Here is a 24887-nt window from a genome sequence, read left to right on the forward strand (position 1 = left end):
GCCCCGGCCTCCGGTTTTCTCGACAGTGCTCCATCGTTGCTGTTGGATCAGGGGATGCCGAAGACCGACTACAACGAGTTCGCCGAGGCGTATTCCGCGGACAACGAGACCAATCTGCTCAACGGCCACTACGAACGACCCGCGATGGTGAAGCTCGCCGGGGACGTCGAGGGCCGCCGCATCCTCGAGGTCGGCTGCGGGTCCGCGCCGCTGTCGGCCGCGCTCCGCGACAAGGGGGCAATCATCACCGGCTTCGACCAGAGCACCGCCATGCTCGAACTCGCCCGCCGTCGCCTGGGCCCCGACGTCGAACTCACCGCCGGCGACCTCTCCGAGCCGCTCCCGTACGACGACGCCGCGTTCGACGACGTCGTCGCGTCACTCGTCCTGCACTACCTCGAGGACTGGACCAAGCCGCTCGCCGAACTGCACCGCGTCCTGAAGCCCGGCGGCCGCCTGATCCTCTCGGTCAACCACCCGATCGTGTACACGGCGCTGAACCCGGACGGCGAGTACTTCGACGTCACCGAGTTCACGTACGACGCCGAACACGAGGGCCGTACCGTCATCTACACCAACTGGCACCGGCCGCTGCAGACGATGACCGACTCGTTCACCGCGGCGGGCTTCCGGATCGTGTCGATCACCGAACCGCCGATCGACCCGGACACGCCCCGCGACGTGATCCCTGCCGAGCTGCGGCACGTGCCGAACCCACGCTTCATCTGCTTCATCTTCTTCGTCCTCGAGGCCGCCTGAACCTCAGGTGATCCTGGCGAAGACCGGTCCGGTCGCCGCGCCGTCCACCTGCGCCAGGAGCCGCGCGGCGCCGGCCGGGCAGAACGGTGAGAGCTCGGTGCTGATCGTGCGGCAGGCGTGTGCGACCAGGCTGAGGACTCGGTGGGACTCGGGGCTCGTGGGTGTCTTCCACGGTTCCGCTGCATTGAGGAGTTGGTTGGCGGTGGTGACGGCGGCGACCAGGTGCGCGGTCGCTGCCCGGAAGTCCGCGGTGCTGAGGGCGGCGTCGATCCTCGCCGGGAGCGGGTCGTGGGCCGGCTGGACGAGCGGTTCGTCGTAGTACTTGCGGAGCAGGGTCGTCGTACGGTTGACGAGGTTGCCGATCCCGTTCGCCAGGTCGGTGTTGTACGCCTGGACGAGGCGTCCGGCGGTGAACTCGGTGTCGCCGAGGAGCGGGACCTCGCGGGTGATCCACCAGCGCAGGGCGTCCGCACCGTACGCATCGACGAGGTCGACCGGATCGACCACGTTGCCGGTGCTCTTGGAGAGCTTGGCGCCGCCGACGTTGACGTAGTCGTGTACGTGGACGGTGGTCGGGAGCGGCAGCCCGGCCGAGAGCAGGAGGCCGATCCAGTAGACGGCGTGGAAGCGCGTGATGCCCTTGCCGATCACGTGCACGCGTTCACCGCTTCCGGCCCACCAGGACTCGTACTCCGGGCTCCGCCGGTCGACGCCGAGTGCGGTGAGGTAGTTGGCGAGCGCGTCCCACCAGACGTAGATCACCTGGCTCGGGTCGCGGGGGACTGGTATGCCCCATCCGCCGGCGCGCTCCGCCGGCCGGGAGACGCTGAAGTCCTGGAGACCGCTGTCGATCAGCGCGAGTACTTCGTTACGCTTCTGGGGCGGGTTGATCGTGACGGCGCCGGAGGTGATCGCCTCCTTGATCTGCCCGCCGTACCTCGAGAGGCGGAAGAACCAGTTGGTCTCGGTGACCTCCTCGGGCCGCGTACCGTGCTCCGGGCAGACGCCGACGTCCGGCTCGTAGAACTGCTCGCAGCCGACGCAGTACAGACCTGTGTAGGCGCGCTGGTAGAAGTCACCTGCGGAGGCGCATCGCTCCCACAAGTACTCGACGCCCGGGCGATGCCGCGGGTCGGACGACGTCCGGATGTAGTCGTCACAACTCAACCCGAGAACGCCCTGCAACGCCTCGAATCTGTCCGCCGCGTTCCTTACGTATGCCGCGACCGGTGCGCCGGCGTTCCTCGCGGCGAGGACGTTCTTCAGCGCGTGATCGTCCGTACCGGACAGAAACCGAACCGGTTGACCGCGCAGCCTCCGATGCCGCGCGAGCACGTCTGCCTGCACGAACTCGAGCGCATGCCCGAGATGCGGAGCGGCGTTCACGTAGGGGAGTGCGGTGGTGATGTAGTACCCGTTCACAGTTGGGTGTCCTTCCTGACACACCGACAGGCAGGCCCCACCTCACCGCGAGCCCACATGCCGTGGGCTCGACCGGCTGCAATTCAGCGCATGACGACGGGACCCACCAAGGGGCCCATCATTCGCCGCCACGCAACAACCATGCCCCGAGGCTACCGCCGCCCCGCCCTCCCCACGACCCATTTCCCATGCCAAGCTGCGCCGTATGACCGAGGTCGTACTCCCACTGACCATCCGCCCGCTGACCGAAGCAGACCTCCCCAACTGCGGCTGGTACGGCACACCAACCGACCTCGCCTACCTGACCGAAGCCATCCACCGAGCGCACCGCGGCGAGGTCGACTACCTGGCGATCTGCCCACCGTCCGCCCGCCCCATCGCCGTAGGCGGAATCGACTACACAAAACCACCCGACGCCGCCACCCTCTGGCAACTCGCCGTCCACCCCGACCTCCGCGGCTGCGGCATCGGCACCACCCTCATCACCGCCCTCGAACACCAAGCCCGCAAACGAGGCCTCACCTGGGTAGAACTAGGCGTAGACAACAACAACCCCCGCCCCCGCGCCCTCTACGAACGTCTCGGCTACCAACCAACCACGACCGAACCCGCCTCCTGGAACCAACAATCCCCAGACGGCACCATCACCCGCTACCAAACCCAAATCACCCTGATGCGCAGGCAACTCGCTCGTTAGGCCCAGCCGTCGAGAGCGGTGATGAACTCGTCGAAATGGCTGTACCAAATGCTGTGGCCGGCTCCAGGGACTGATCGAACCTCGAAACCAAGCAGCTGGAGTTCTTCCGCACGCCTCTGCGACACGAATCGGCTCGGCTCCGCGCGGATCACCAAGGAGGGCGTGTCGGCGCTCGATGGATGCAACCCCTGGTAGGCCAATTCCAGGGCAACGGCCGTCGCGACGTCGAACTGCTGTGCTGCTCTCGCCTCCACGGCGCGGTCCTCCTCGGACCACAGCGGCCGGCTGACCCTGAGTGCTTCGACCGTACGGCCGTCCCGCGCCGCGGTGAAGCGTGCCGCCAACGCGTCCTCCTGCACCGCATCCGACGTGGCATCCGACAGCGGGGCGTCGACGTACACAGCTCTCGAAGGCTTGAGCGCGGGGAGCGCTTCCGCGAGCACGACGGCGCCCAGCGAATGGCCGATCGCGAGCTCAGGCGCCGATCCCACAGTCTCGACAACCGACGTGGCGAACAGCGCGAGATCAGCAGCGGGCGCCGCCGGCGAACTGCCGTGACCGGGCAGGTCGAGGGCAACGGCTCGGTAGCCACGATCGGCGAGCGCAGGCCCGACCCTCCAGAACTGCTCGGCCGACCCCAGCATCCCGTGCAGCAGAACAGCCACCCGATCGCCGTCACCCCACTGCCTGGTCGTCAGACGCACTGGACAGCGTTCTGAATACTCGCGAGGCATTCCGGGTGGGCGAGTTGGATGTCGGCGAGTTCGTTCGGGTGGAACCAGTGGAGGGTGTCGTGTTCTTCCGGGGCGATGTTGGTGGGTTCACCTGTCCAGTGGGTGACGAGGAAGGCGTGCATGTCGACGGTGCGGTTGCTGACCTTCATCTCGATCGGCTGCGGGTTGTGGATGTGTACGGCGATTTCCTCGAGGCATTCGCGGGCCGCGGCCTCGTGGGGTTGTTCGCCTGGCTCGACGTGGCCGCCGGGGAAGCTCCAGGTGTTGGGGTACGCCTGGCGCATCGGGTGGCGATGCGCCAGGAGTACGAGGCCGTTGCGTACGAGTACGGCGGTTGCGATCTGAATCCGGGCGACCATGCGCGGGATCCTAGACGCGGGCACCGACAATCACTGGCCGAGTCCGTCGATCGCCTGAGCCGTCAGCCGTTCCGCGAACTCGTGGCTGCTGAGCTGCATCCAGCCCTCGTCCATCGCGCGCGTACCGCCGTTGTTGACCGTCATCCGGAAGTCGAGGCATTCCAGCCACAACGGGCGCATGGTGAGGATCGACGGGAGCCTGTCGAGTTCTTCGGTGGTGAGCTCGACGTGCTCGGAGTATCCGCGCATGACTGCCGCAATGCTCTCGGCGTCGTTCCCTTCGGCCGCAGTACGCAGCAGCCAGGCCAGCGCCGGCAGCCGAGGCCCGCGCCCCGAGCCAGCCCAGCCGACGATCGAGAGATCGCCGGGCGCACCGACGGCGGCCCACGGATGGTAGTTGCTGTGGGTCAGCGCCTCGGGCAGACCTTCTGCGTCGTCGGCGGCCTCGACCTGATCCCGCAGCCACTCGAACTTCGGACGGTTGGCGGCGTCCACCTTGGCCTCGACGCTGACCAGGAAACCCATCGCGGCCGCCAGATCCTCCTTCGGCCGGCCCACGTGGTACCCGCCGTCGTGCTCCTCAGCACCACCGTCCCGCGCGACAGCGCCCGCGCCACCGGGCAGTCGATGCAGCCGCCCCAGCAGACCCGCGAGTTCGTACCAGACAGCGGGGGAGTCGGCACTCGGACGACCCCCGTCGAGGAACTCGGTGACGATGATCCCGTTCCCGTCGAGCGCCGTCACTGCATCCTCGCGGGCAACCCGTTCGGCCGGGAAGTCATGCGCGGCGAGGTACTGCAGGATCTCCGCATCCTCCCGGACCCGGCTGACCCGGTCGGCCGAGGACGAGAAGATCCGCGCGATCCACTGCTGTCCGTCGGCGTGCTTGACGACCAGGGTCCACGGGTAGTGCCCCGGCCACGAGTCGCGCGGACGCGTCGCGGGGTCGTCGTCGATCGGCAGGATCGAGGTGATGCCGATCCCGTAGTACTCCTCGAGATGAGCCCTGAGCGCCGCCTGGTCGAACGGGCGGGAACGCACGAACTCCTGCCGGTTCGCCAGTTCCAGATCGGCGCGCGCCTGGGTGTACCGCTGCCCCGTGGCGCGGGCACGCTCGCGGACGGCGCGCTTGAAGCTGCTCTGCTTGGTCATGACAAGCCTCCTCGACATGTCCTCGTTCCCCAGCAACGTGACACTCGAACAGGCCTGAACTGGTCGCGACCGTGAGGGCAGATTCCCCTTCGCCATCCCGAGGCCCCGGCTGGGGCAGGTCCTCGCAGGCTCGGCGTCAGGTCAACGCCAGTCCCGATGATGGTCCGGCCCGCAGTACGGTGTCAACCATCGCGGCGCGCGACGCCGGTGCGTCATCGGTGATGCCGGTGTGCGTGGAGTACGTGCCGAGAGCACCGCGGCCGCCGCTGGACGGGCTGATCGACGACCTCTACTACCTCGCGGGTACGCCGACGGCTGCGTGATCACGACGCCGACCCGCGCGATGGAGTCCGGGTACCCGCCTGGGACGCGGTCGGTCGACGTACACCTGAAGGCGTGGGGGATGGCGCCGTTCCTGCCGTTGCCCGCGGCCGAGCTGTGCGACCGGCCGGTGACGATCGAGCGGTGTGGGGACGCGCCGCCGTTGCGGGGCTGCGCGACCGGCTCGACTCGGCGAACGGACCCGACGAGATGCTGACGCTGCTCGAACAGGAGTTGCTGGGACGGCTACGTGGGACCGCCGGGCTGGGGCTGGTCAGCCAGACGAGCAGCCTGATCGGGGCGACCAGGGGAGCGGTGACGATCGGGGAGCGGTGGCGATCGGGGAGTCGATCGATCCCGCCGGACCGATCGACTGGGGCGCGCTCGCCGGCCGATTGATTTCTTACAAGAACAACCGTGCGCGACAAGCTAGCTTGAGGGCAACCCGAAGAATGAGGAGGGCCCCGTGGGCAAAGTGGTCATGTACAGCTCGGTGTCGGTGGACGGCTTCGTCGCGGACGAAAACGACCAGCCCGGACCGCTGTTCGACTGGCTGATCAGCGGTGACGTCCCGCTGGACGAGAGCGGCGCGCTCAGGGTGTCACAGGCGTCGTACGACTACACCCGCCCGTACTGGGACTCGATCGGTGTCACCGTCGCCGGCCGCCGCGTCTTCGACCTGACCGACGGCTGGGACGGGAAGCCCCCGGCCGGAGTCGACCACGTTGTCGTCGTCACGCACCGCCCGGCGCCCGAGGGTTGGGACCCGGCCGCGCCGTTCCACTTCGTCGACGGCGTCGAGGCAGCGATTGCGAAGGCGCAGGAACTCGCCGGGGACCGCATCGTCGAGGTAGCCGCCGGCGACGTAGGCGGCCAGGTTCTCGCCGCGGGCCTGATCGACGAGGTCCGGATGGACGTCGTACCGGTCGTCCTCGGCTCCGGCAAACGCTACTTCGGCTCGGTCGACTCGCAGCACCTACTAGAAGACCCAGACGTGGTACTCCGCGCCAACCGAGTCCTGCACCTCCGCTACCAGGTACGCCGCTGACTCCCATGGAGCGTGCTTTCCCCAACGGCGCCGCCGACGAGCGCGAAGTACTAACCGGCTTCCTCGACTGGCAACGAGCCACCGTCCGCCGAAAGGTCCACGATTTGCCGGCTGAGTTAGCCGATCGCGCCCTCCTGGAAACATCCCCCCGTATGACAATTGCCGGAGTCGTCTCACACCTCCGCCAAACCGAACACGACTGGTTCGCCGGAAGCTTCCCTTCCCTGACAAGCGAGGCCATTCGAGCGGGACGAGGACGGCGGTTGGTCTGCTGAAGGTCGAGCAATCACCGACCTCCTGAACAGCTACGAAGGTGAATGTGCGCAATCAAGGCGCATCGTTGCCCAATTGTCTCTCACCACGATTCAGCATTTCACGCCACCGCAATTCACCCCGGTGTCGCTGCGATGGATCCTGACCCACATGCTCGAGGAAACGGCTCGGCACCTCGGCCACCTGGACATCCTGCGCGAACAACTCGACGGCTCTCGCGGATACTGACCAGATGATCGAACTCAGACCGTTGACCGCGGCGGACGCGGAAGCGCACTGTGCGGGGGAGGACGAACTCACCGTCCGCTGGCTGACCGGAGGCTACGGCGACGTCGAAGGCACCATCACGTACTTCGAATCGCTCGCGAGAAATGCTGCCAGGGGAGTGGGCAAGCGAGGCTTCGGGATCTGGAAGTCCGATCGCCTCTGCGGCTACATCGACTACACCCCAAACCTCGACGACGGCCTGGAACCGGACGACGTGTCGCTCGCCTACACCATCCACCCGTGGGCCCGCGGCCAAGGCGTCGCAGTCGAAGCCGTCCGGCTGATCTGCGACCTCCTCCGAACCAACGAAATCGGAAAACGCGCCGCGATCCGCGTCGAGCCGGACAACATCCCGTCAGTCCGCGTTGCGCAGAAGGCCGGCTTCAAATACGTCCGGGATTATCAATCCAATCGAGACACCCAGCCGGACGGAACGCCAACAACGTTCAGCCTCTATCTACTGGACCTATTCCGTATTCGAGACGCAGCACCAGGCGACGGTGATCCGCTGGCGGGGTTGCGTGCGCGGTCCCGGGCTGCGTATTACCGCGCCGGCGGTCACGAGGTGCCCGCGATTCCTGATGAGAGATATCGGGAGATCTGGCGCAACATGGTGGCGGACGATCGACTCACCGTCCTGGTGGCCGTCGTACGAGACGAAATCGTCGGCGTGATCACGCTCGATGCGAACGGCGTCTTTCCGACCAATGCACCGCACGAGAGGCGCGTTCGTCTCGTCGGCATCTTTGTCGACCCAGACCATTGGTCGAGCGGCGTTGGTACCGCCTTGATGGAACGCTTCGTCTCCATCACCCGCCAGGCCGACGCCATGGGCGAGGTAGACGTCTGGGAGCGGAACTCCCGCGCCATCCACTTCTACGAACGACACGGCTGGACCCGCGACGGAACCTCACGCCCAGGGCCAGCTGATGCGGACTACATCGGCTTCACACACCTGCCGTAGATCCAGCGATCTGGAACTGACCGCTGGGGGAGCAGACGGCGCGACGCCTGTAGTGTCTTGGGGCTATGTGGAGCGAGGTGCGACCGCCGACGACGGCTCAGGTCCGTGACGCCTTCGGGATCGCGGTGGGTGAGCTTCGGTCGCGTGAGGGCGGGTTCGAGGCGGATGCGTTCACAGACGGTCGGTGGTTTGTGAAGCTGTGGCGTCAGGAGCCCGACAGTGATGCTGCGCTGGCGCTCACGGTCGAGCTGGCGGCTCGCGGCATCCCGGTTCCGGCTGCGCAGCGAGCGCGTGACGGCTCGTACACAGGGGAGCACCTCGGCCGGCGCTACGCCTTGTTCCCGTACGTCGAGGGCCGGCAGGCAACGCGGGACGACCCGGAAACGATCGCGCGGGCGATGCGCGCCGTCCACGAGATAGCCGGCCTCGTCCTGCCGCGGGCCGATCTGCGTGAGTGGTGCATCGAGGCACTGCGTGATCGCCAGGATCACCCATGGCTCGCCGGTCGCCGAGACGAGGTCCTCGCCAGCGTGGACCGGCTCGAAGCGGGATCGCACGGGCGCGCGCAATCGACGTACCCCACGTCCTGTGCCACCACGACCTGTTTCCGCACAACGTGATCATCGACGGCAACGGTCGCGTCGCAGCGTTGCTGGACTGGGGTCACGCGCTGCTGGCGCCGCGCGAACACGAGGGCATCAACAGCTGGGGCTTCGAGGGGCTGCGTCGAGTCGACGCCGACCTCGCACTCGCCCGCCCGTTCTGCGCAGCCTGACGATACGGCTAGAGCCAGGGTGGGGTGTAGCGAGCCACGTAGGTGCGGGCGCGTTCCGTCGGATCTGCCCAGTATTGGTGCGGTTGTCGATGGACGTGCTTCTCGCAGAACTCCCGAAGGTCAGTGGTGATCGTCTCCACCTCACGGACGGGGAGACCTTCGAAGTCGCTGTTGACCTGCAGGAGTTCGGATTCAGGGTTCCATCCCGATGCGTCGAACGCCCACCTGTCCAACCTCGCGTACACGTGCAGCGGATGGTCGAAGTCACCGATGTACAACGCCGCCAAGCCGATTTCCTGATCGGGATAGAAGTCCCTGCACGTCCAGGCCAGCACGTGGCACGCCCCGCTCGAGAAGAACGCCTGATCCGTTCGTTCCCACGAGACTCGTTGATCCGACCGCTCGATCGCGGTCCGCCGGAACACCCCAGACGCTGTCGCTGCCACGGATCGATCCTAGCCTGCGGCCGGCTTCGGATGAGGTAGAGCTTGTCAGGGCTGGTATGTGACGGCTCGTAGGACCTTCGCCGGTGCGCCGGCCGCGACGGAGTACGGCGGAATGTCCTGTGTGACAACGCTGTTCGCGCCGATCACGCACCTCTCGCCGATCGTCACGCCGCTCGTGACGACCACGTTCGCGCCCAGCCAGACGTTGTCGCCGATGCGCGTCGGGCCCTTGGAATCGAACCCCTGCCACGGCACCGGACGATCCGGATCGTCGTACCGATGATTGGCATCTGTCACGAAACATCCGTTCGCCAGCATGCAGTGCGACCCGATCTCCACCAGGTCGAGCGCCGCGACCATCACCGCGATGTTGAGGAACGTACCCTCGCCGATCCGCACCCGCCCCTCGTCGCCCATCGTGATCCACACGTTCGGCTCGAACATGGTGTTGGCCCCGACCTCGAGCCGCCCGTCCCGCAGGGCCTCCAGTACGTTGCCGTGCAACGGCCACCGCGCGAACGCTCCGCGCCGCATCAACTCCCAGTGGATCCGCCCCCGATTCCACGGCAACGAACTCCGCTGATACCAACGCCACTTCCGCACCCAAGCCGTCAGCTGCTCGCGAAGCCCGTCCACCCGCACCAGGCTACGCAATGTTGCATCGTGCGCGGCAGTTCGATGAGCGCGGGGGAGAGGCAGCATCGCGTCGGACCTGGCAGACTGGCTCGGCATGACCTCCGATGCGCGGACCGCCGATCAGGAACCGGACCACTACGACAGCTTCGCCGAGGCGTACGGGCGCGCGAACGACAACGGTCTGTACACCCGCTGGTACGCGCGGTCTGCGGTGCTCGATCTGCTGGGTGACGTCACCGGGCGCCGGATCCTGGACGCCGGCTGCGGTTCGGGCCCGCTCGTCGCGGAATTGAAGGCGCGAGGAGCGAGCGTCGCCGGGTTCGACGCAAGCCCGGCGATGATCCGGCTCGCCCGGGAGCGGCTCGGAGACGACGCCGACCTGAAGGTCGCCGACCTGACGCTGCCGCTTCCGTACGACGACGAGGCCTTCGACGACGCGTCGGCCATGCTCGTGCTGCACTACTTCGAGGACTGGTCCGGCCCGCTGACCGAACTGCGCCGGGTACTCAGGCCTGGCGGTCGGCTGGTCGTCGTGGTCAACCACCCGGTGATCACCCCGGTGGCGTACCCCAAGTCCGACTACTTCGCGACCGTGCCGCACACGGAGGACTACGACTTCGACGGCGTCTCCGCAAACCTCACGATCTGGTACCGCCCACTGAGCGCAATGTCGGAGTCGTTCACCACCGCCGGCTTCAAAATCTCCACGATCAGCGAGCCACCAGTCTCACCGGACACACCCGTCGACCTGCTACCGAACAGCGAAACCGACCCAACCCGCTTCATCAGCTTCATCTTCTTCGTCCTCGAAGCCCAGTAGGAAGCCCCTTCTAGGCCTCTCAGCGATGCGCCGATAAGGGACATTATGTCAACTAGTGGTCTGTATAGCCCGTGGATACGACCTCATCCGTCGCGTTCGGCGCTGATGATCAGGAAGTTCGGCAGCGCGACGTAGGACTCGATCGCGTCGATTCCGCTGTCTCGTGCAACCTGTGGATCCAGTCTCGGTTCGCACAGTTCCGTCACGCGACACCCTAGGCCGATGACCTCGTTGATGTAGGCAGACAGCGGGCGGTGAAAGTCGGGTGCATGACCGCCTGGCAGCTCGTACTCGTCCAGGTATCGATCAAGTTGGTAATGACCGTGCTCTCGCCACGTTGGGTAGAGACTCTCAAACGCCGGATGAGTGATCGAGAAGACGAACCGGCCGCCCGGCCTCAGCGCTCCGACGCACGCCGCCATCGCCGACTGCCAGGCGGGTATCGCGAGCAGCACCATGCTGCAGACCACCGCGTCGAACGGCTGACCAACCTCCGGCAACGTCGAGAGGTCAGCCTGCGCGAACCGGATCCCCTGACGCCGCTCCTGCTCGATCCTCTGAGCGCGCGCCAGCAATGCGGCAGCCGGCTCCACGCCGACCACCTCGGCTCCGCCTTCGGCCAACAGCCGGCTCAAATAGCCCTCGCCGCTGCCTGCATCGAGGACCTTCCGACCAGCGACAGGCCCCAGCATCCGGAGCAGGTTCCCATTCAGCAGGTGGCGCTTGGGGAAGTCGCCCTGATCGTCGTACGCCTCAATCGCGTCAGTCGGCATCGCCGACCACGCCGCGATCGCCTCTGAGTTACTGATCGTGGACATCCGGTCACACCTCTCCGACGACAGATAGCCAGGGACAGCCATGCAACCTACCGCCTCCCCCAGCCTGCTCACGCGGTCGCGCTGAACGCCCTCCGCCTCATGACGGTGTGCAAGTTGTGATCGATGACCTTGCCAAGGAATACCTGCACCTGTCGGTCACCGAGGCGCGATACTTCAGCGGGGTGTTCGACCGGCCCTCACTGTGGCCACTTTCCCACTGGAAAAGCGACGTGGTCGCGTAGGCCAGACGTGAAGCTGTTCAACGTCCTGGTCCACCTGCTCACCGAGACCAGCCGCCATGCCGGTCACGCTGACATCCTGCGCGAGGAACTGGACGGACACGTGGGCACGGGTCTCACCGGAACGATCCTGCACGGTCAGGACAGGGAGTACTGGGCAGCCCATCGCGCGCCGCCCGGGCTGCTCACAATTCGTATCGCATCAGATGAGTCAATCGCGTGCGACTGATCCACTGCCCCCGCTGACTGGACAGAACCCAGGCCTGACCTGCGGAAACGGAGCGCCGAAGGTTGTCGCGACGACGTCATCCGTGCGTGGAAGCCGACAGGATCAGGCGTTTGAGCCCGCGGAGTCTGAACTGTCGGCCGGCGGCCCGGGGTCCTCTGGCGCCGGATACCGCACGGCTGCGGGAAAGCAGCGCAGCAGTGCGGCGAGCCGCGCGGTATCGCCCGCCACGTCGGTGTCTGCCCGCTCGACGGCGTCGTGCAGCGCCGCACCGGCGAACACCAGATCGCGCAATGTCGCCGCCTCGCGCACGGTCAGCCACGCATCGGGTTCGGCTTGCTCACCGCGGTCCACCTCGAGGTGTCCGCCCGCAACGGCGATGCGGAACCGATCGCCCGCGACGTCCAGCTGGCAGCGCAGCGACAGCTCACCCGCCAGTGCCGGATCGAAGGTGGCGCGCAGGGCGAACAGCAGCGCGTCGACGCTCAGTTCCGCCGCGCCGTCCTCGGGCAGCGGTGCGCGGCTCCCCCAGTGGGCGAGCGCGCGGAGCACGGGCTCCAGTTCCTGCCCGCGCTCGGTGAGTTCATACACGGCGACGGACGCAGGCGGTCCCAGGTGCCTTCGCCGCACCAGGCCGTCGGCTTCGAGCTCGCGCAACCGCTGCGCGAGGACGTTCTGGCTCATCTGCGGCAGCCCGCGGTGCAGGTCGGAGTAGCGCTTCGGGCCGAAGATCAGCTCCCGCACGACGAGCAACGTCCACCGCTCGCCGACCGCGTTCAGCGCTCGCGCGATGCCGCAGGGATCGTCGAACACCCGCTTCTTGCTCATGCACCCGAGTGTAGACAACAGGAGTGAACGCTCCTAAATTAGGAGCGTCAATCGTGACCTGAGCCGACGGCACCGTCATCGGCTGCACACGACGCGGGTCAACATGCTCCGACGGTGACGACCACGCCTCGAGATAGGGAGAGAAGCAGTGAACGAGATGACACTTCGTGTGACGTCCGCCGACGGTACGAGGATCGCCTACGACCGGAAAGGCACTGGCCCGGCGGTGATCCTCGTCGGCGGCACCCTGGACGACGGCGCTGAGAACGCGCCGCTGGCCCGGCTCCTTGCCAACCATTTCACGGTCTACAACTACGCACGACGCGGCCGGGGCGACAGCGGCAACACACCGCCGTACGCCGTGGCGCGGGAGGTGGAAGACCTCAACGCGCTGATTGCGACAGCCGGCGGCTCAGCTCACCTGTACGGCGCCTCATCTGGCGGCGCCCTCGCGCTGGAGGCAGCAGCGGCAGGTTCGGCGATCGACAAGATCGCGGTGTGGGATGTGCCGTACGTGATCGGGGACGACCTGCGGCCGAGGTTCGACCAGTACCTCGCGGACACCCACGAGGCAGACAAAGCCGGGCGGGACGAGGAGATGCTGGAACTGTTCATGAGGCTTACCGGCGGACCCGACGCGGACATCGCGGCCGGCAAACAGCACCCGTTCTGGGCCTTGTCCGTCGCGCTCGCCCACACGCTCGTCAAGGACGCCCTGGTCCTCAATGACTACAAGATCCCCACGGACCGACTTGCCCGCATCACTCAGCCGGTCCTGGTGACCACCGAGGGTCCGATCACCGAGCCCCAGATGGCGTACCTCCCGACCGACTTCTTCGACCGCTCCGCGAAAGCGATAGCCGCTGCCATCCCCCAGACCGAACGACACACGCTCGACGGGCAGGGACACGTCGTCGCCCCCGAACTCATGGCCCGTGTACTGAAGACGTTCTTCGACCAGTAACCCGTCGACTGATCAGGTCGCTTCGCGTTCGTTCGGATGCGGGTGGTGTGCGTAGAGCGTGAGCTCCCCGTACATGTCGTAGAAGTTCAACCGTTCGCGCAGATGGTCGCGCTCGAACAGCTCCGGATACGCGCCGTGCAGCCATCGGGGAACCTCGGTGAGTGTGGTCTCGTCGAGCCCTTGTTCGTCGGGCGTTGGTGGGAACTCTCGCGCTTTCGCGCACCAGCGCAGAATGGTGTCGAGCTCGACGTCGGCCGGCTGAGCCAGCGCCTCCGCGAAGTCGATCAGACCAGTGACGCGTCCTTGGTCGACGATCAGATTCGACCCATGGAGATCACCATGGACGAGGGCAGGTCGGTCGGTGGCGAACAATGCCAGCCGCTCCTGGACCCAATCGGCAACATCGGCGAGCAGGCGCGAGTCATGCCCGCGCACGCGCTGGGCAGCCTCGACCTGCTGGAGCGCCGCACCCACGACGGGTGGATGGAACGCAGACCATGGCTTGCCGGCGAGCGCGCTGGCCAGCCAGGGCGGCAGCAGACCTGCCGGAGCAGGAACCCGGTGCAGAGCCCGCAACGCAGCACCCAGGCTGTCGATGATTGCCTGGCGCGTGGACGAATCCGCCGCCGGCCACGCTTCGTACAGGGTTCGTCCGGGCAAGCGTTCGGAGACGTACCACGGCCCGTCGGCGCCGTCGCCATGTGCGACGTGCGAGGCGTGTGGGACCTCGCTACCGGCGAGCAGGTTGACGACTGCAGCCTCGTGGCGATACGCGTCACGGAACCGTCCGTCGGTGTTCAGGCGTACGACGTACTCGTCACCCACCCACGCCCTGCTGACCCAGCCGGCCTTGGGCACAAAACGCCCGGCTACTGGCAGATCAGCGGCCGCCAGGATCCTCAGCAGCACCGGATCGGTAGCCGGCTCGACGAACGATGTTGATCGGGTGATCGCGGTGCTCCTCAGGACGGTCGACCAAGAACATCAACGTATCGACGTGGGTGGAATCGCTCACGGTGCCGTACGACGGGCGCGAGTCTGAGCCTGCCCCGGAGAGAAGTTCCCCCACTGGGCCGACGCCGGCAGGCGGCGCGACGAGGTGTCCGCAGCACCCGCCCGGTCAACGGGCGACCTACGGACCTCCTGCTCATGGGCGAATACGCGCGAACTCAATACGCAGAGTCTGCACCAGTGGCTGGCTTGGTCGCTACAACCGTGTAGTTGTCGGCCTTGGGATCGAATGTGCTCAGTTCTGTCTGGAGGCCGGCCTGGTGCAGCTCGGCTTCGAGTTGCTCGTATCGGTAGGGCCAGCAGGACAGCTGTTCTGAGCGGACGAGAACCGGCCCGGTCGGATCTACTTGCGCGATCGCAATCTCGATGTGGTGCGCGTCCTCCCAGTGCGGCGCGATGTCCCAGCGGTAGACCACGACTGCGTCGCGACCGTTGCGGCGGACGAGTCGGTTGCTGATGTCGAGTCGGGAACCTCTGGCCCTGACGAGTTCCCAGGTGCGGGATGTGAGCACCAGGCGCCCTCCAGGACGCAGGAGCCGTGACATCGAGGCCAGAGCAGCACGTCTGGCTGTCGGGCCTGCGGCATGGTGTAGCGAGTTGCCGACGCAGAAGACCATGTCGAACGTGTCGTCCTCGAAATGGTCAGGCAACTCTTCCCAGCTCGCCCGCAGGGCTCGGACGGATGCCCGAACTGCTCAGACAACTCTGCAGTACGGCGAATCATCGCTTCGCTGGCGTCGGTTGCGACAACCTGCATGCCACGACCGGCGAGCGGCAACTTTGCATCTGAGATGAGCCATTCGTACACCTCGGCGAGGATGTCATAGTCCGTCACAACCACTACCTCCGTCATACGGCAGGCCCACGGTGGGACGTCAGTACTATCAGTACTCCCCTGGGCTCGGAAAACCGGCTGACGGTGTGTGGGGCGCGAACCTAAGGTTCGGATGATGACTGACCTGTTCGCACCGTTGGATTGGCGGCGGCTTCGTGGGGCGGCGTCGGTGGTGGCGCTGACGGCGGGTGCTGTTGCGGCTGTGGGGTCCACGCTGGGCAGCGTGGTGGCTGGGCAGTTGGCGGCGCGGCCTGGTTGGCGGTTGGTTGGGCTGTTGATGTTGTGTGTTGTCGGTGGCGCCGTGATCAGCAGCGTCGGCAAGGTCATCTGGGTTGGTGTCTCGGACCGGGCTGAGGGTCGGCTTCGTGAGGACGTGCTCGGGGCCGCTCTGCGGCAGCCGCTGGCCGTACTCAATGAGCAAGCCGCCGGCGAGATCCTGGATCGGGTCGACGACGACTCGCATGAGGTGGGCAATCTGCTGCGTTCGCAGCTGTGGAGTCTGGCGACGATCCTGTTCGGGATGATCCCGATGTGGATCGTCGCCGCGGTGACCTGGTGGCCGGCTGTTGTGCTGTTCCCGGTGCTCGCCGTGATGACCTGGTTCGCCGTCCGCGGACTTCTGGGTGAGCTCGCTGCCAGGAAGATCGTCGAGGAGATGGCCTGGACCGATCACACGGCCGCGCTCGAGGAAGGGATCGCCGGGCGTGACGATCTGCGGACGAGTCTCGGGCAGGCGCATGTGCTGGCGCGGGTGGCGCGACTCTCGGCTGTGGTGCACGAGAAGTTCAACGCTCGGGTCACGGTGGACAGCCGTATCGCTCGGCGGGCCGGTGTCTTGCTGCACGGTCTGCTGGCGGCGATCGGTGTCGTCGGGATTGCTCTTGCTGTGGGCAACGATCTGTCGGTGGCGCGGTTGGTGACGCTGTTCCTGGTCACCTCGACGTTCGTCGGGCAGATCGCCGTACTCGCCAACAGTCTCCCCCAGCTCCAGGCCGGTCTCGGCGCGATCGTCCGGCTGCGGCAGCTGCTCGCCGCCGAACCCGAGCCGGAAGGCGGCTCCGAGCTGCCGCTGGACGGCCCGATGGACCTGGAGATCCGCGACCTGGATTTCTCGTACGACGAAAGCTCGTTCGCGCTCCGCGACATCAACCTGCGGGTAGAGGACGGTCAGACGATCGCCCTGGTCGGACGTACCGGCTCCGGGAAGTCGACGCTGGCGTCGCTGATCTCGCGGGCCGTCGAGCCGCCGCCGGCCAGCGTGTTCCTGGCTGGTCAGGATGTTCGCGAGCTTGATCTGCGGAAGCTGCGCGCGGCGGTCGGTGTGGTCACTCAGCGGACGGAGATCCTCGCGGGCAGCCTCGCCGAGAACATTGCCCTGTTCAACGATGATCTGCCGAGGCCGGCCATCGAGGCGGCTGTGCTGGAACTCGGGCTCAGCGACTGGGTCGCGGGTCTGCCGGACGGGTTGGACACGCTGCTCGGGCCGGGTGGGACGTTGTTGTCCGCGGGTGAGGAGCAGCTGGTCGCGTTCGCCCGGCTGCTGGTCCGCGACGTCCGCGTGGTGATTCTGGACGAGGCGACCGCGCGGATGGATCCGCTGACCGAGCGGCTGGTGATCGCCGCGTCGGACCGGTTGCTGTCCGGACGGACCGGCGTACTGATCGCTCATCGGCTCTCGACGATCGTGCGGGCGCCGCTGGTGGCGGTTCTCGATCACGGGCGGGTTGTCCAGCAGGGCGTTCGTGCTGAGCTGGCGGTCTCCCCCGGGCCGTTCCGGGAATTGTTGCTGGCCGGCGATTCCGGGCCGACGTACGACGGGCCCACGTACGACGAGCCCGAGCCAGACCCGGCCGAGGCGGTCGGCGGCCGGCGGCGGGTCGGCGCGTTGCCTGAGCGTACGGACGTCGGCGACGGGCCGAGCCTTGCCCGGGGCGTCGCGCATGCGTTGCTGGTCCGGCCCGAGGTGAGCGTGGTCGGCGCGTTGCTGTTCCTGATCGCCGGCCTGATCGGCGCGCAGGGAGCGGTGACCGGCCTGGTCTGGGGGCACGTCGTCGAAGCCCTGCATCGCGGGCAGGCACCGTGGTGGCTCGCATTCGCTCTGGCGGCGACCCTGCTCGCCACTCCCCTGGTGTTCGCCGAAGGTCTCCGCCGCTATCCGCGTCGAGCGGTCGAGGTGATGCTGCGGACCCGGATGGCGGTGCTCTTCGGTCAGACCGGACAGCGCCGCCTGTCCCGGACTCCACCCGGCGAGGTGGTCGCCCGAGCCATGGACGCGCTCCGGATCGTCGCGTACGGCGACCGCTGGGTCGACTTCGTCAACGGCCTCGTGATCACTGTCGTCACCGCCCTGCTCGGCGGCACCTGGCTCGCGGGCGCCGTACTGCTCGTCGTGATGATCTCGTCAGGGCTGGCCTCAAGCCTCGGCCGACCCGCCGCGGGTCGTTCGGCGGCTGCGGCGTCGACGGCGCGAGCTCGTTTCGGGCGATCGCTGGTGTCCACGCTGGACGCGGCCCGGACGATCAAGTTGGCGGCCGCGATGCCGCAGGTGCACGCGCATCTGCAGCACGTCGACCGCGGCCGGGTCGACGCCGCGGTACGCGAGCACCGAGTGCAGGCCTTCCTGGACGGCATCCCGGTCGTGATGGTGCAGCTCGGCGTGGTCGCGGCGTGGGCGGCGTACATGGGAAACGTCTGGGGCCTGGCCACCGCGCTGCTGGTCGCCAATGCCGTCAACGGGTTCGACTACTTCGGGCGGGTCGCGAGTGCGGTCGTCACCGACGCGCCGGGCACCCGCGCCTGGCAGGTCGAGACGAGTCGGCTCGCCGGCGGCGTCGACCTGATGGACCTGCCGCCCGGCGTCGACCTGATCGCCGGTACGGCGCCTGCGCCCGAGCCGGTGCCGCGCACCCACCTGCGTCGACTCGAGGTGGTCAACCTCAGCGCGATCCACGACGACGGCACGATCGGCGTAGAGGGCGTCACCCTGACGGTCGAGGCAGGAGAGCTGGTACTGCTGGTCGGCCAGGTCGGCGCCGGCAAGTCCAGTCTGCTGTCCGCATTGGCCGGGCTGATCGACCATCGCGGTCAGGTCCGCTGGAACGGCGAGCTTGTCGACGAGCCACAGCTGTTCCTGCGTCCGGGGCAGGTCGCACATGTTGCCCAGGTCCCCCGGGTGCTGTCCGGCAGCTTCGCGGACAACGTACGGCTGGGGCATGCCCGCGCGTTCGAGGATCCGGTCGCCGGTGCGCGGCTGGATGCCGACGTTGCGGACGCCGGCGGCAAGGACGCGCTGGTCGGGCATCGCGGCGTACGGCTGTCCGGCGGGCAGGTGCAGCGCCTCGCGCTGGCCCGCGCGCTGGCGACAGATGCGGAACTGTTGCTGGCCGACGACGTCTCCAGCGCCCTGGACGCCGCGACCGAGATCGAGTTGTGGAAAACCCTGCGAGAACGCCGTACGACGGTCATCGGCGCGACGTCGAAACGGGCCGCTCTGGCCCAGGCGGATCGGGTGGTCGTCCTTGTCGACGGCGAGGTCACCGCGATCGGTCCGTGGTCCGAGCTGTCCTCGCGCTGGTCCCATCTCGCCGGCTGAATCAGACGGTCTGGTCCGCGACGATTGCGAGGAAGGCGTCGCGGGCCGGGTCGTCCACGTCCTGCAGGAGGACCAAGGCACAGGTGGACGGCGGCAGGTCCCGTACCGGGATCGCGACCACGTCAGGGTGCTGGAAGTGTTCCGCGAACGGCGCGACGGTCGGATGTACGAGGCGGCCGCGGGCCAACAAATAGAGGAGTTCGGCGTTGTCGGCGACCGCCGTGTCGACGAAGTGGATCGGCCGGCCGGAGGGCGTCGTGGACGGGCAGGTCGCCTCGGCGGCCTCGGTGGTGAGTCCGTACGGGCGTCTGACGTCATGGTCGGCCAGGTCCTCGACCGACAGCTCGGCACGGCCCGCGAGCGGATGGCTGCGTCCGACCATCACCACTCGTTGATCGGCTGAGCTCAGGACCGGTCCGACGACGACATCGGGCTGGTTGAGCGGCAGACGCGAGACGACGAGATCCACCTCGCGGCGGCGCAACGGGCCAAGCCTGTCGTCGAACGGCGTCGTACTCAGCTGAACCGTTGCCCCGACGTACTCGGACTCGAAGCGTTCGATCGCCCGGCTCAGGACGTCGACGCCCGAGGCAGCGTTGAGCAGGCCGACTCGGACGATCCCCGGCCCACTCCCCCGGAACGTCGCGGTCCGCAGTACCCGGTCGAGGTCGGCCACCGCGGGCCCCAGCTCGGTGAGTAGCGCGCGGCCGGCGTCGGTCAGTTCGACGACGCGGCTGGTACGGCGGAACAGTGGCCGGCCGCCCAGCTTCCGCTCGACGGCTCGTACGGTCTGGCTGACTCGCGAGGTCGTCAGGCCGAGGCGTCCTGCGGTGCGTCCGAAGTGCAGTTCCTCGGCGAGCACCAGGAACACGCGCAGCTCACGCAGCTCGACGTCTGGCATCGTTGAGCGATGCTACACATTCCGTGGCGCAGATCGGCGTTGATCGCGCCACGGTGACGCTGCGACGCTCGGGTCATGGAGGACGCGATCGTGGTCGGCGTGATCACACCTCACGCCGTACCTGGGCCGGAGGTCGAGCTGCCGGAGATGGCGCCGGTGCGGGTCGAGCTCGTGCGGACCGAGCCGACTCCCCCGGCGCTCGCCGCGGCGGCCTCGGTACTGCGATCTGCGGACGTGCTCGCGTTCGCGTCGACCGGGTCAGGGTATGCGCTCGGGTACGACGGTGAGACCGCGCTCGTGGAGCGGCTCCGGGAGCGGGCGGGTGTGCCGGCCTGCTCGACGTCTCGGTCGGCGGTGGCGGCGCTCCGGGCCTTGGGTGTTCATCGGGTGAGCCTGGTTCATCCGCCGTGGTTCGGGCGGGACCTCAATGCGCGCGGAGCGGAGTACTTCCGGCGCCAGGGGTTCGAGGTTGTCGAGGCTCGGCTGGCCGAACTACCCCAGGATCCGCGTCTCGTTCGGCCGGAGATGGTGGTCGAGTGGGTGGTGGAGCACGTGTCCGACCGCGCCGAGGCGATGTTCCTCGGCGGGAACGGGTTCCGGGCCGCACAGGCGATCGAGCCGCTGGAGGTCCGGACCGGACGCGTCGTACTGGAAGCGAATCAGGTGTTGCTGTGGTCAGTCGTGGAAAGCGTCGGGGCGCAGGTTCGGGGGTTTGGGAAGTTGTTCGACGACTAAGGAGAAGTGGGTCATGCGGGACGTGATTCTGTACATGTCGATGTCGGTGGACGGGTTTGTCGGTGGCGTCGTACTGGCCGCATTCGGACGATGCGTACGCGGCGCCGATGAATGACATTCCTAAGGTGGTTTTCTCGAAGACGTTGAGTGATGCCGAGGCGAGTTGGCCGGATACGCGGGTGGCTCGCGGTGAACTTGCGAGCGAGATTGCGGCGATCAAGGCTGAGGACGGGGCGGATGTGGTTGTGTGGGGTGGCCGGCGGTTGGCCGGCGCTTTGGCGGCTGCGGGTTTGATCGACGAATACCGGTTGCTGATTCAGCCGTTGGTGTTGGGGCGTGGGGAGGCGTTGTTCGATCAACTGGGTGATGCGCGGCGGTTGGAACTGGTGGAGGCTCTGCCGTTTCCCAGCGGGGTGGTCGTGCATGTCTATCGCTAGCAGAGGCAGAAGGGGTGGCCGTCGGGGTCGAGCATGACGCGGTGGTCGGTGGGGCGTGGTTGGACCGGGGCGATGGTTGCGCCGCAGTCGACGGCCCAGGCGACGGCGGTGTCCAGGTCGTCGACGCCCAGGTCGAGGTGCATGGTCGAGGTCTGTTCGCCGTTGACGGCCGGCCAGGCGGGTCGGCGGTAGTTGGCTTCGTAGTCGAAGTTCAGGGCCGGTTCGGCGACGCCTTCGGGCGGGCAGACCAGGGCGTAACCGGCCTCGGGTGGCTCACCTGGGCGCGGGGGTTCTTCCCGGACGTACGGCCAACCCAGCAGGCGTGAGTAGAACCGCGCCAATTCCCGCGGCCTGGCAGCCATGATCGTGAGCGCGCCGAGCCGGACGGAGGTCACCTTCCGGCGCGCGCCGCTGTGGACATGAATGTGCAGGTGTTTGGAATCTTGGTAATTTCCTAGATTTGTGAGTACGGCAGCTTCTCCGGTGGACTGCTCTACATCTGCGGCGACCGACTGGACGACCTCGAAGAGGCGGCGTACGACCGGTTCATCGGCTGGGGTCAGTGTCGTCAGTGAGGCGATGTGCCGTTTCGGGACCACGACACTGTGCGTTGTCCAGAAAGGTCGCGTGTGATGGAACGCGAGTACCAGTTCGTCTTCGTGGATGACATTCAGGTCGGCAGGGTTCGGGATTGCCACGTCGCAGTAGAAGTCGTCACCGGTGTAGGGCTGCATCTTTGGAGGGTAGGCGGAACGGTGGGCGGGTTGTCCAGGTCGCCCAGCGCCAGAGCCATTCGAGGGGGCCTTGGGAGTAGCGGCGGAGCCAGAGGGTGGAGGCGAGGGACTGGGTGGTGAGGATGGCGGCGGCGATCACGACGACGTCCTGGGTCGAAATGGTGTGGAGGTGGAGTACTCGGATGATCAGCAGGACCAGGATCGTGGCGGAGATGTAGTTCGTGAGGGCCATCCGGCCGAGGGGGCTGAAGACTTTTGCGAGGAGCGGGCGGAGCGGGGTTCGCAGCAGGATCAGCAGTAGGCAGATGTAGAAGGCGGCGACTACCAGACCGGCGGTTGCCAGGGCGAGGGAGAAGGCTCTGTCCCGCGCTTGGAGTTGCCACAGCAGGAGCGGTACGGCGACCAGCGCCAGCGCGATGGTGACGAGTGGTAGGCCGCGGCCGGGCTTCTCCCCCGCCGCGAGGCGGTCGACGATGCCGAGGTGGACGAGGGCGGAGCCGGTGAGGAACAGGCCGGCGGTGAGCGAGAAGCGGCCGTCGCCGGTGGCCAGGGAGACGAGGATGAGGAGCGGTCCGAGGATCGCGACCGCTCGGGTCGGGAGCCAGGTCGACGGGAGCAGTACGAGCAGGCCGACGACGGCATACGTCGAGAGGATGTCGCCCCACCAGAGCAGCAGGAAGTGTGCGGCGCCGATCACCAGCAGCGTGAGCAGGCGACGCAGCAGCAGCACCCGCGGACGCGGCACGGCCGCGCCACTCGCCTGGTCGTAGACCGCGCGGCGCGCGGTGACGGAGCGGAGGAGCAGGGCGAAGCCGATGCCGAAGAGGAGGGCGAAGATCGGCATGAAGCGCTGTTCGACGAACAGCCCGAGCCAGGTGGCGCCGTCGGACTCCCCCGACGCGCGGATCGTGCGGCCGCCGGAGATCGGCTGGACGTTCGCGAGCAGGATCCCGCAGAGTGCGAAGCCGCGGATCACGTCGAGTGCGACGATCCGCGGCTGTCCGGATGAGGTAGGCATCCCTCAACCCTGGGCGGCGCGGACCGGGAGCGGCAGCGGCCGGAAGTACGTTCGGACGGTACTTTCGGCCGGTTCTGGCCGCCGCCGATGATTTCGTAGGCTGACCGGGTGCGCTGTGCGAGGACGAGTACGGACGTCGCGTTCGGCGGCGTCGTACTGGTGCTGCTCGGGTATGAGGCGTACCAGCTGGCGACGGTCTGGGGCCGGCAGTACTGGATCCTCGACGCGGGAGCAGGAGCGGTGGTCGGGGTGATCGCGTTGCTGCGACGGCACGACCGGTGGCGCGCAGCGGTTGCGGGGCTCGCGGTCGCGGCCGTGACGGTCGTGGTCGCGTGGACAGCGGGGCTACCGAGTGAGCCAGGACCGGCGATGGCGCTCGGGCTCGCGGTGCTCGTCGGCTCAGGGGTCGCGACGTTGCCGAACCAGCAGGCAGCAGTGGTCGCGGCCGGCGGGCTGATCGTTGCCGTGGGCAGCTTGTTGATCAGTCACAGCTCGGCGATCGGTACGGTCAACGCTGTCGGCTGGCTGGTCGCGGTGAGCATCGGGTCGGCGGTGCGGGTCAGGGACGTACGGCGGCGCGCGACCGCGGACCGGATCCGCCAGGACGAGCGGCTCGAGCTCGCCCGGGAACTGCACGACGTCGTCGCCCACCACATCTCCGGCATCGTCCTGCAGGCCCAGGGCGCGCGGATCGCCGGACGCCGGACGCCCTCGCAGTACGACGAATCGCTGGCCGGGATCGAGTCCGCCGGGGCCGAGGCGCTGGCGGCGATGCGCCGGGTCGTCGGGCTCCTGCGCGGCGACGACGTCGTACCGGGGCCGATCAGGCTGGACGAGCTGCGCGAGCTGGCGGCGCGGTTCGGCGAGCACGGGCCGGCGGTCGCGCTCCGGCTCCCCGACGACGAGCCGACGTGGCCGCCGGAGGTGATGCGGACGGTCTGCCGGGTCGTGCAGGAGTCGCTGACGAACGTCGCCCGCCACGCGGCGCATGCCGGGACGGTGACGGTCAGCGTGACGCAGGTACGGCGGGCCGTGGCCGTCGAGGTGGTCGACGATGCCGAGCCCGCCGCGCGGCACCACCGCGCGGGCTACGGGCTGATCGGTATCCGCGAACGGGTCGAATCGCTCGGCGGAACCCTCTCGGCCGGCCCGCACCCGACGACCGGCTGGATCGTGTCCGCCTCTCTCCCGCTGGAACCCGGCCGATGACGATCAAGGTGCTGCTGGCCGACGACCAGGCGATGGTCCGCGGCGGGTTGCGGCTGATCCTCGAGAACCAGCCCGACATCCAGGTGATCGCGGAGGCCGCCGACGGGGTCGAGGCGATCGCGCTCGCCCGGGAGCTGCGGCCGGATGTGTGCCTGGTCGACATCCGGATGCCGCAGTTGGACGGCATCGAGGTGACACAGGCGCTGGCCGGTCCCGACGTACTCGAGCCGTTGAAGGTCGTTGTGGTGACGACGTTCGATCTGGACGAGTACGTGTACGGCGCGCTGCGTGGTGGCGCGGTCGGGTTCATCCTGAAGGACGCCGGGCCGGCCATGCTGGTCGAGGCGGTCCGGGCCGCGCATGCCGGTGATGCTCTGGTGTCGCCGTCGATCACTGTCCGGCTGTTGCGTCGGCTGACGCCCGCTGCGACGACCCGGTCCACCACTCCCCTGTCGGATCGTGAGGTCGATGTCGTGAGGGCGATTGCGCGGGGGCGTACCAATCACGAGATCGCTGCCGAGCTGTTCATCTCGCTCAGCACGGTCAAGGGACACGTGGCGGGTATCCAGGCCAAGCTGAAGGCCCGGAACCGGACCGAGGTCGCGGTCTGGGCGTGGCAAACCGGCCTGGTCTGACCCTTTGTGAATGCAGTCACGAGCTGCGAGGA

32 protein-coding genes are annotated in these 24887 nt (G+C 67.6%); 19 read left to right on the forward strand and 13 right to left on the reverse strand.

The window, feature by feature from the left end:
• Positions 1 to 54 precede the first annotated feature (54 nt).
• Positions 55 to 759 (forward strand): class I SAM-dependent methyltransferase, encoded by a 705-nt coding sequence (locus ACXJJ3_RS01195; protein ID WP_458167937.1) that lies wholly within the window; start codon positions 55 to 57, stop codon positions 757 to 759.
• Between the two features lie 3 nt (positions 760 to 762).
• Here the strand turns inward: ACXJJ3_RS01195 and ACXJJ3_RS01200 are convergent, their stop codons facing one another.
• Positions 763 to 2181: a methionine--tRNA ligase gene (locus tag ACXJJ3_RS01200; protein WP_458167938.1), complete on the reverse strand. Its 1419-nt coding sequence runs from the start codon at positions 2179 to 2181 to the stop codon at positions 763 to 765.
• Positions 2182 to 2386: 205 nt separating this feature from the next.
• On the opposite strand from ACXJJ3_RS01200, the gene ACXJJ3_RS01205 reads away from it, so the two are divergent.
• The gene (locus tag ACXJJ3_RS01205) at positions 2387 to 2878 is read left to right on the forward strand and encodes a GNAT family N-acetyltransferase (protein ID WP_458167939.1); all 492 of its coding nucleotides are present in this window, start codon (positions 2387 to 2389) and stop codon (positions 2876 to 2878) included.
• Here ACXJJ3_RS01205 and ACXJJ3_RS01210 read toward each other — a convergent pair.
• The 3 genes from ACXJJ3_RS01210 to ACXJJ3_RS01220 are packed head-to-tail and all read right to left on the reverse strand — an operon-like array spanning position 2875 to position 5123.
• Positions 2875 to 3612, reverse strand: a complete 738-nt coding sequence (locus ACXJJ3_RS01210; protein WP_458167940.1) for an alpha/beta fold hydrolase — start codon at positions 3610 to 3612, stop codon at positions 2875 to 2877. The genes ACXJJ3_RS01205 and ACXJJ3_RS01210 overlap by 4 nt on opposite strands.
• Positions 3573 to 3971, reverse strand: a complete 399-nt coding sequence (locus ACXJJ3_RS01215; protein ID WP_458167941.1) for an NUDIX domain-containing protein — start codon at positions 3969 to 3971, stop codon at positions 3573 to 3575. The genes ACXJJ3_RS01210 and ACXJJ3_RS01215 overlap by 40 nt, the downstream gene beginning before the upstream one ends.
• A gap of 30 nt (positions 3972 to 4001) precedes the next feature.
• Positions 4002 to 5123, reverse strand: a complete 1122-nt coding sequence (locus ACXJJ3_RS01220) for a phosphotransferase enzyme family protein (RefSeq protein WP_458167942.1) — start codon at positions 5121 to 5123, stop codon at positions 4002 to 4004.
• 179 nt (positions 5124 to 5302) lie between these two features.
• On the opposite strand from ACXJJ3_RS01220, the gene ACXJJ3_RS01225 reads away from it, so the two are divergent.
• From ACXJJ3_RS01225 to ACXJJ3_RS01260, 8 genes are all read left to right on the forward strand, one after another.
• Positions 5303 to 5446, forward strand: coding sequence for a hypothetical protein (locus ACXJJ3_RS01225; RefSeq protein WP_458167944.1), 144 nt, complete (start codon positions 5303 to 5305; stop codon positions 5444 to 5446).
• A complete protein-coding gene (locus ACXJJ3_RS01230) occupies positions 5443 to 5661 on the forward strand; it encodes a hypothetical protein (RefSeq protein ID WP_458167945.1) in 219 nt (72 codons plus the stop codon). The genes ACXJJ3_RS01225 and ACXJJ3_RS01230 overlap by 4 nt, the downstream gene beginning before the upstream one ends.
• A gap of 249 nt (positions 5662 to 5910) precedes the next feature.
• Positions 5911 to 6492 carry a dihydrofolate reductase family protein gene (locus tag ACXJJ3_RS01235; RefSeq protein ID WP_458167946.1) on the forward strand — a complete coding sequence of 194 codons (582 nt, stop codon included), beginning with the start codon at positions 5911 to 5913 and terminating at the stop codon, positions 6490 to 6492.
• 5 nt (positions 6493 to 6497) lie between these two features.
• Positions 6498 to 6767 carry a mycothiol transferase gene (locus tag ACXJJ3_RS01240; RefSeq protein WP_458167947.1) on the forward strand — a complete coding sequence of 90 codons (270 nt, stop codon included), beginning with the start codon at positions 6498 to 6500 and terminating at the stop codon, positions 6765 to 6767.
• Between the two features lie 22 nt (positions 6768 to 6789).
• Entirely contained in the window at positions 6790 to 6993 is a 204-nt protein-coding gene (locus ACXJJ3_RS01245) for a mycothiol transferase (protein ID WP_458172009.1), read from the forward strand.
• Positions 6994 to 6997: 4 nt separating this feature from the next.
• Positions 6998 to 7996 carry a GNAT family N-acetyltransferase gene (locus tag ACXJJ3_RS01250; protein WP_458167948.1) on the forward strand — a complete coding sequence of 333 codons (999 nt, stop codon included), beginning with the start codon at positions 6998 to 7000 and terminating at the stop codon, positions 7994 to 7996.
• Positions 7997 to 8061: 65 nt separating this feature from the next.
• Positions 8062 to 8616, forward strand: coding sequence for a phosphotransferase enzyme family protein (locus ACXJJ3_RS01255; RefSeq protein ID WP_458167949.1), 555 nt, complete (start codon positions 8062 to 8064; stop codon positions 8614 to 8616).
• Positions 8613 to 8771 (forward strand): hypothetical protein, encoded by a 159-nt coding sequence (locus tag ACXJJ3_RS01260; RefSeq protein WP_458167950.1) that lies wholly within the window; start codon positions 8613 to 8615, stop codon positions 8769 to 8771. The genes ACXJJ3_RS01255 and ACXJJ3_RS01260 overlap by 4 nt, the downstream gene beginning before the upstream one ends.
• A gap of 8 nt (positions 8772 to 8779) precedes the next feature.
• Here the strand turns inward: ACXJJ3_RS01260 and ACXJJ3_RS01265 are convergent, their stop codons facing one another.
• Both ACXJJ3_RS01265 and ACXJJ3_RS01270 read right to left on the reverse strand, forming a co-directional pair.
• Positions 8780 to 9217, reverse strand: a complete 438-nt coding sequence (locus tag ACXJJ3_RS01265) for a hypothetical protein (protein WP_458167951.1) — start codon at positions 9215 to 9217, stop codon at positions 8780 to 8782.
• A gap of 45 nt (positions 9218 to 9262) precedes the next feature.
• Positions 9263 to 9853, reverse strand: a complete 591-nt coding sequence (locus ACXJJ3_RS01270; protein ID WP_458167952.1) for an acyltransferase — start codon at positions 9851 to 9853, stop codon at positions 9263 to 9265.
• Between the two features lie 94 nt (positions 9854 to 9947).
• Here ACXJJ3_RS01270 and ACXJJ3_RS01275 point away from each other — a divergent pair, with 94 nt between their 5' ends.
• On the forward strand, positions 9948 to 10673 hold the full coding sequence (locus ACXJJ3_RS01275; protein WP_458167953.1) for a class I SAM-dependent methyltransferase: 726 nt from the start codon (positions 9948 to 9950) through the stop codon (positions 10671 to 10673).
• A gap of 83 nt (positions 10674 to 10756) precedes the next feature.
• On the opposite strand, the gene ACXJJ3_RS01280 is transcribed toward ACXJJ3_RS01275, so the two are convergent.
• Positions 10757 to 11491, reverse strand: coding sequence for a class I SAM-dependent methyltransferase (locus tag ACXJJ3_RS01280; protein WP_458167954.1), 735 nt, complete (start codon positions 11489 to 11491; stop codon positions 10757 to 10759).
• A gap of 116 nt (positions 11492 to 11607) precedes the next feature.
• Here ACXJJ3_RS01280 and ACXJJ3_RS01285 point away from each other — a divergent pair, with 116 nt between their 5' ends.
• Positions 11608 to 11733, forward strand: coding sequence for a hypothetical protein (locus ACXJJ3_RS01285; RefSeq protein WP_458167955.1), 126 nt, complete (start codon positions 11608 to 11610; stop codon positions 11731 to 11733).
• A gap of 7 nt (positions 11734 to 11740) precedes the next feature.
• Positions 11741 to 11959, forward strand: coding sequence for a mycothiol transferase (locus tag ACXJJ3_RS01290; protein WP_458167956.1), 219 nt, complete (start codon positions 11741 to 11743; stop codon positions 11957 to 11959).
• A 102-nt stretch (positions 11960 to 12061) separates the two neighbouring features.
• On the opposite strand, the gene ACXJJ3_RS01295 is transcribed toward ACXJJ3_RS01290, so the two are convergent.
• Positions 12062 to 12784, reverse strand: a complete 723-nt coding sequence (locus tag ACXJJ3_RS01295) for a winged helix-turn-helix transcriptional regulator (RefSeq protein ID WP_458167958.1) — start codon at positions 12782 to 12784, stop codon at positions 12062 to 12064.
• 157 nt (positions 12785 to 12941) lie between these two features.
• On the opposite strand from ACXJJ3_RS01295, the gene ACXJJ3_RS01300 reads away from it, so the two are divergent.
• Positions 12942 to 13748, forward strand: a complete 807-nt coding sequence (locus ACXJJ3_RS01300; RefSeq protein ID WP_458167959.1) for an alpha/beta fold hydrolase — start codon at positions 12942 to 12944, stop codon at positions 13746 to 13748.
• 12 nt (positions 13749 to 13760) lie between these two features.
• Here ACXJJ3_RS01300 and ACXJJ3_RS01305 read toward each other — a convergent pair whose 3' ends face one another.
• Complete coding sequence (locus ACXJJ3_RS01305) at positions 13761 to 14573, reverse strand: phosphotransferase family protein (protein ID WP_458167960.1); 813 nt, start codon at positions 14571 to 14573, stop codon at positions 13761 to 13763.
• A gap of 344 nt (positions 14574 to 14917) precedes the next feature.
• The gene (locus tag ACXJJ3_RS01310) at positions 14918 to 15409 is read right to left on the reverse strand and encodes a class I SAM-dependent methyltransferase (protein ID WP_458167961.1); all 492 of its coding nucleotides are present in this window, start codon (positions 15407 to 15409) and stop codon (positions 14918 to 14920) included.
• Between the two features lie 300 nt (positions 15410 to 15709).
• Between ACXJJ3_RS01310 and ACXJJ3_RS01315 the strand changes: the two genes are divergently transcribed.
• Positions 15710 to 19186 carry an ATP-binding cassette domain-containing protein gene (locus ACXJJ3_RS01315; protein ID WP_458167962.1) on the forward strand — a complete coding sequence of 1159 codons (3477 nt, stop codon included), beginning with the start codon at positions 15710 to 15712 and terminating at the stop codon, positions 19184 to 19186.
• 1 nt (position 19187) lies between these two features.
• On the opposite strand, the gene ACXJJ3_RS01320 is transcribed toward ACXJJ3_RS01315, so the two are convergent.
• Positions 19188 to 20087 (reverse strand): LysR family transcriptional regulator, encoded by a 900-nt coding sequence (locus ACXJJ3_RS01320; RefSeq protein WP_458167963.1) that lies wholly within the window; start codon positions 20085 to 20087, stop codon positions 19188 to 19190.
• 75 nt (positions 20088 to 20162) lie between these two features.
• Between ACXJJ3_RS01320 and ACXJJ3_RS01325 the strand changes: the two genes are divergently transcribed.
• Together ACXJJ3_RS01325 and ACXJJ3_RS01330 are read left to right on the forward strand one after the other, a co-directional pair.
• On the forward strand, positions 20163 to 20822 hold the full coding sequence (locus ACXJJ3_RS01325) for a maleate cis-trans isomerase family protein (RefSeq protein ID WP_458167964.1): 660 nt from the start codon (positions 20163 to 20165) through the stop codon (positions 20820 to 20822).
• 107 nt (positions 20823 to 20929) lie between these two features.
• A complete protein-coding gene (locus ACXJJ3_RS01330; protein WP_458167965.1) occupies positions 20930 to 21259 on the forward strand; it encodes a dihydrofolate reductase family protein in 330 nt (109 codons plus the stop codon).
• On the opposite strand, the gene ACXJJ3_RS01335 is transcribed toward ACXJJ3_RS01330, so the two are convergent.
• Both ACXJJ3_RS01335 and ACXJJ3_RS01340 read right to left on the reverse strand, forming a co-directional pair.
• The gene (locus ACXJJ3_RS01335) at positions 21256 to 21993 is read right to left on the reverse strand and encodes a VOC family protein (protein ID WP_458167967.1); all 738 of its coding nucleotides are present in this window, start codon (positions 21991 to 21993) and stop codon (positions 21256 to 21258) included. The two genes, ACXJJ3_RS01330 and ACXJJ3_RS01335, sit on opposite strands and share 4 nt — an antisense overlap.
• Positions 21974 to 23011 carry a DUF418 domain-containing protein gene (locus tag ACXJJ3_RS01340; protein ID WP_458167968.1) on the reverse strand — a complete coding sequence of 346 codons (1038 nt, stop codon included), beginning with the start codon at positions 23009 to 23011 and terminating at the stop codon, positions 21974 to 21976. Before ACXJJ3_RS01340 ends, ACXJJ3_RS01335 begins: the two co-directional genes overlap by 20 nt.
• A 108-nt stretch (positions 23012 to 23119) precedes the next feature.
• Between ACXJJ3_RS01340 and ACXJJ3_RS01345 the strand changes: the two genes are divergently transcribed.
• Together ACXJJ3_RS01345 and ACXJJ3_RS01350 are read left to right on the forward strand one after the other, a co-directional pair.
• Positions 23120 to 24220 carry a sensor histidine kinase gene (locus ACXJJ3_RS01345; protein WP_458167969.1) on the forward strand — a complete coding sequence of 367 codons (1101 nt, stop codon included), beginning with the start codon at positions 23120 to 23122 and terminating at the stop codon, positions 24218 to 24220.
• Complete coding sequence (locus ACXJJ3_RS01350; protein ID WP_458167970.1) at positions 24217 to 24855, forward strand: response regulator; 639 nt, start codon at positions 24217 to 24219, stop codon at positions 24853 to 24855. Before ACXJJ3_RS01345 ends, ACXJJ3_RS01350 begins: the two co-directional genes overlap by 4 nt.
• Positions 24856 to 24887: the final 32 nt, after the last annotated feature.

The organism is Kribbella sp. WER1, assembly GCF_054189145.1.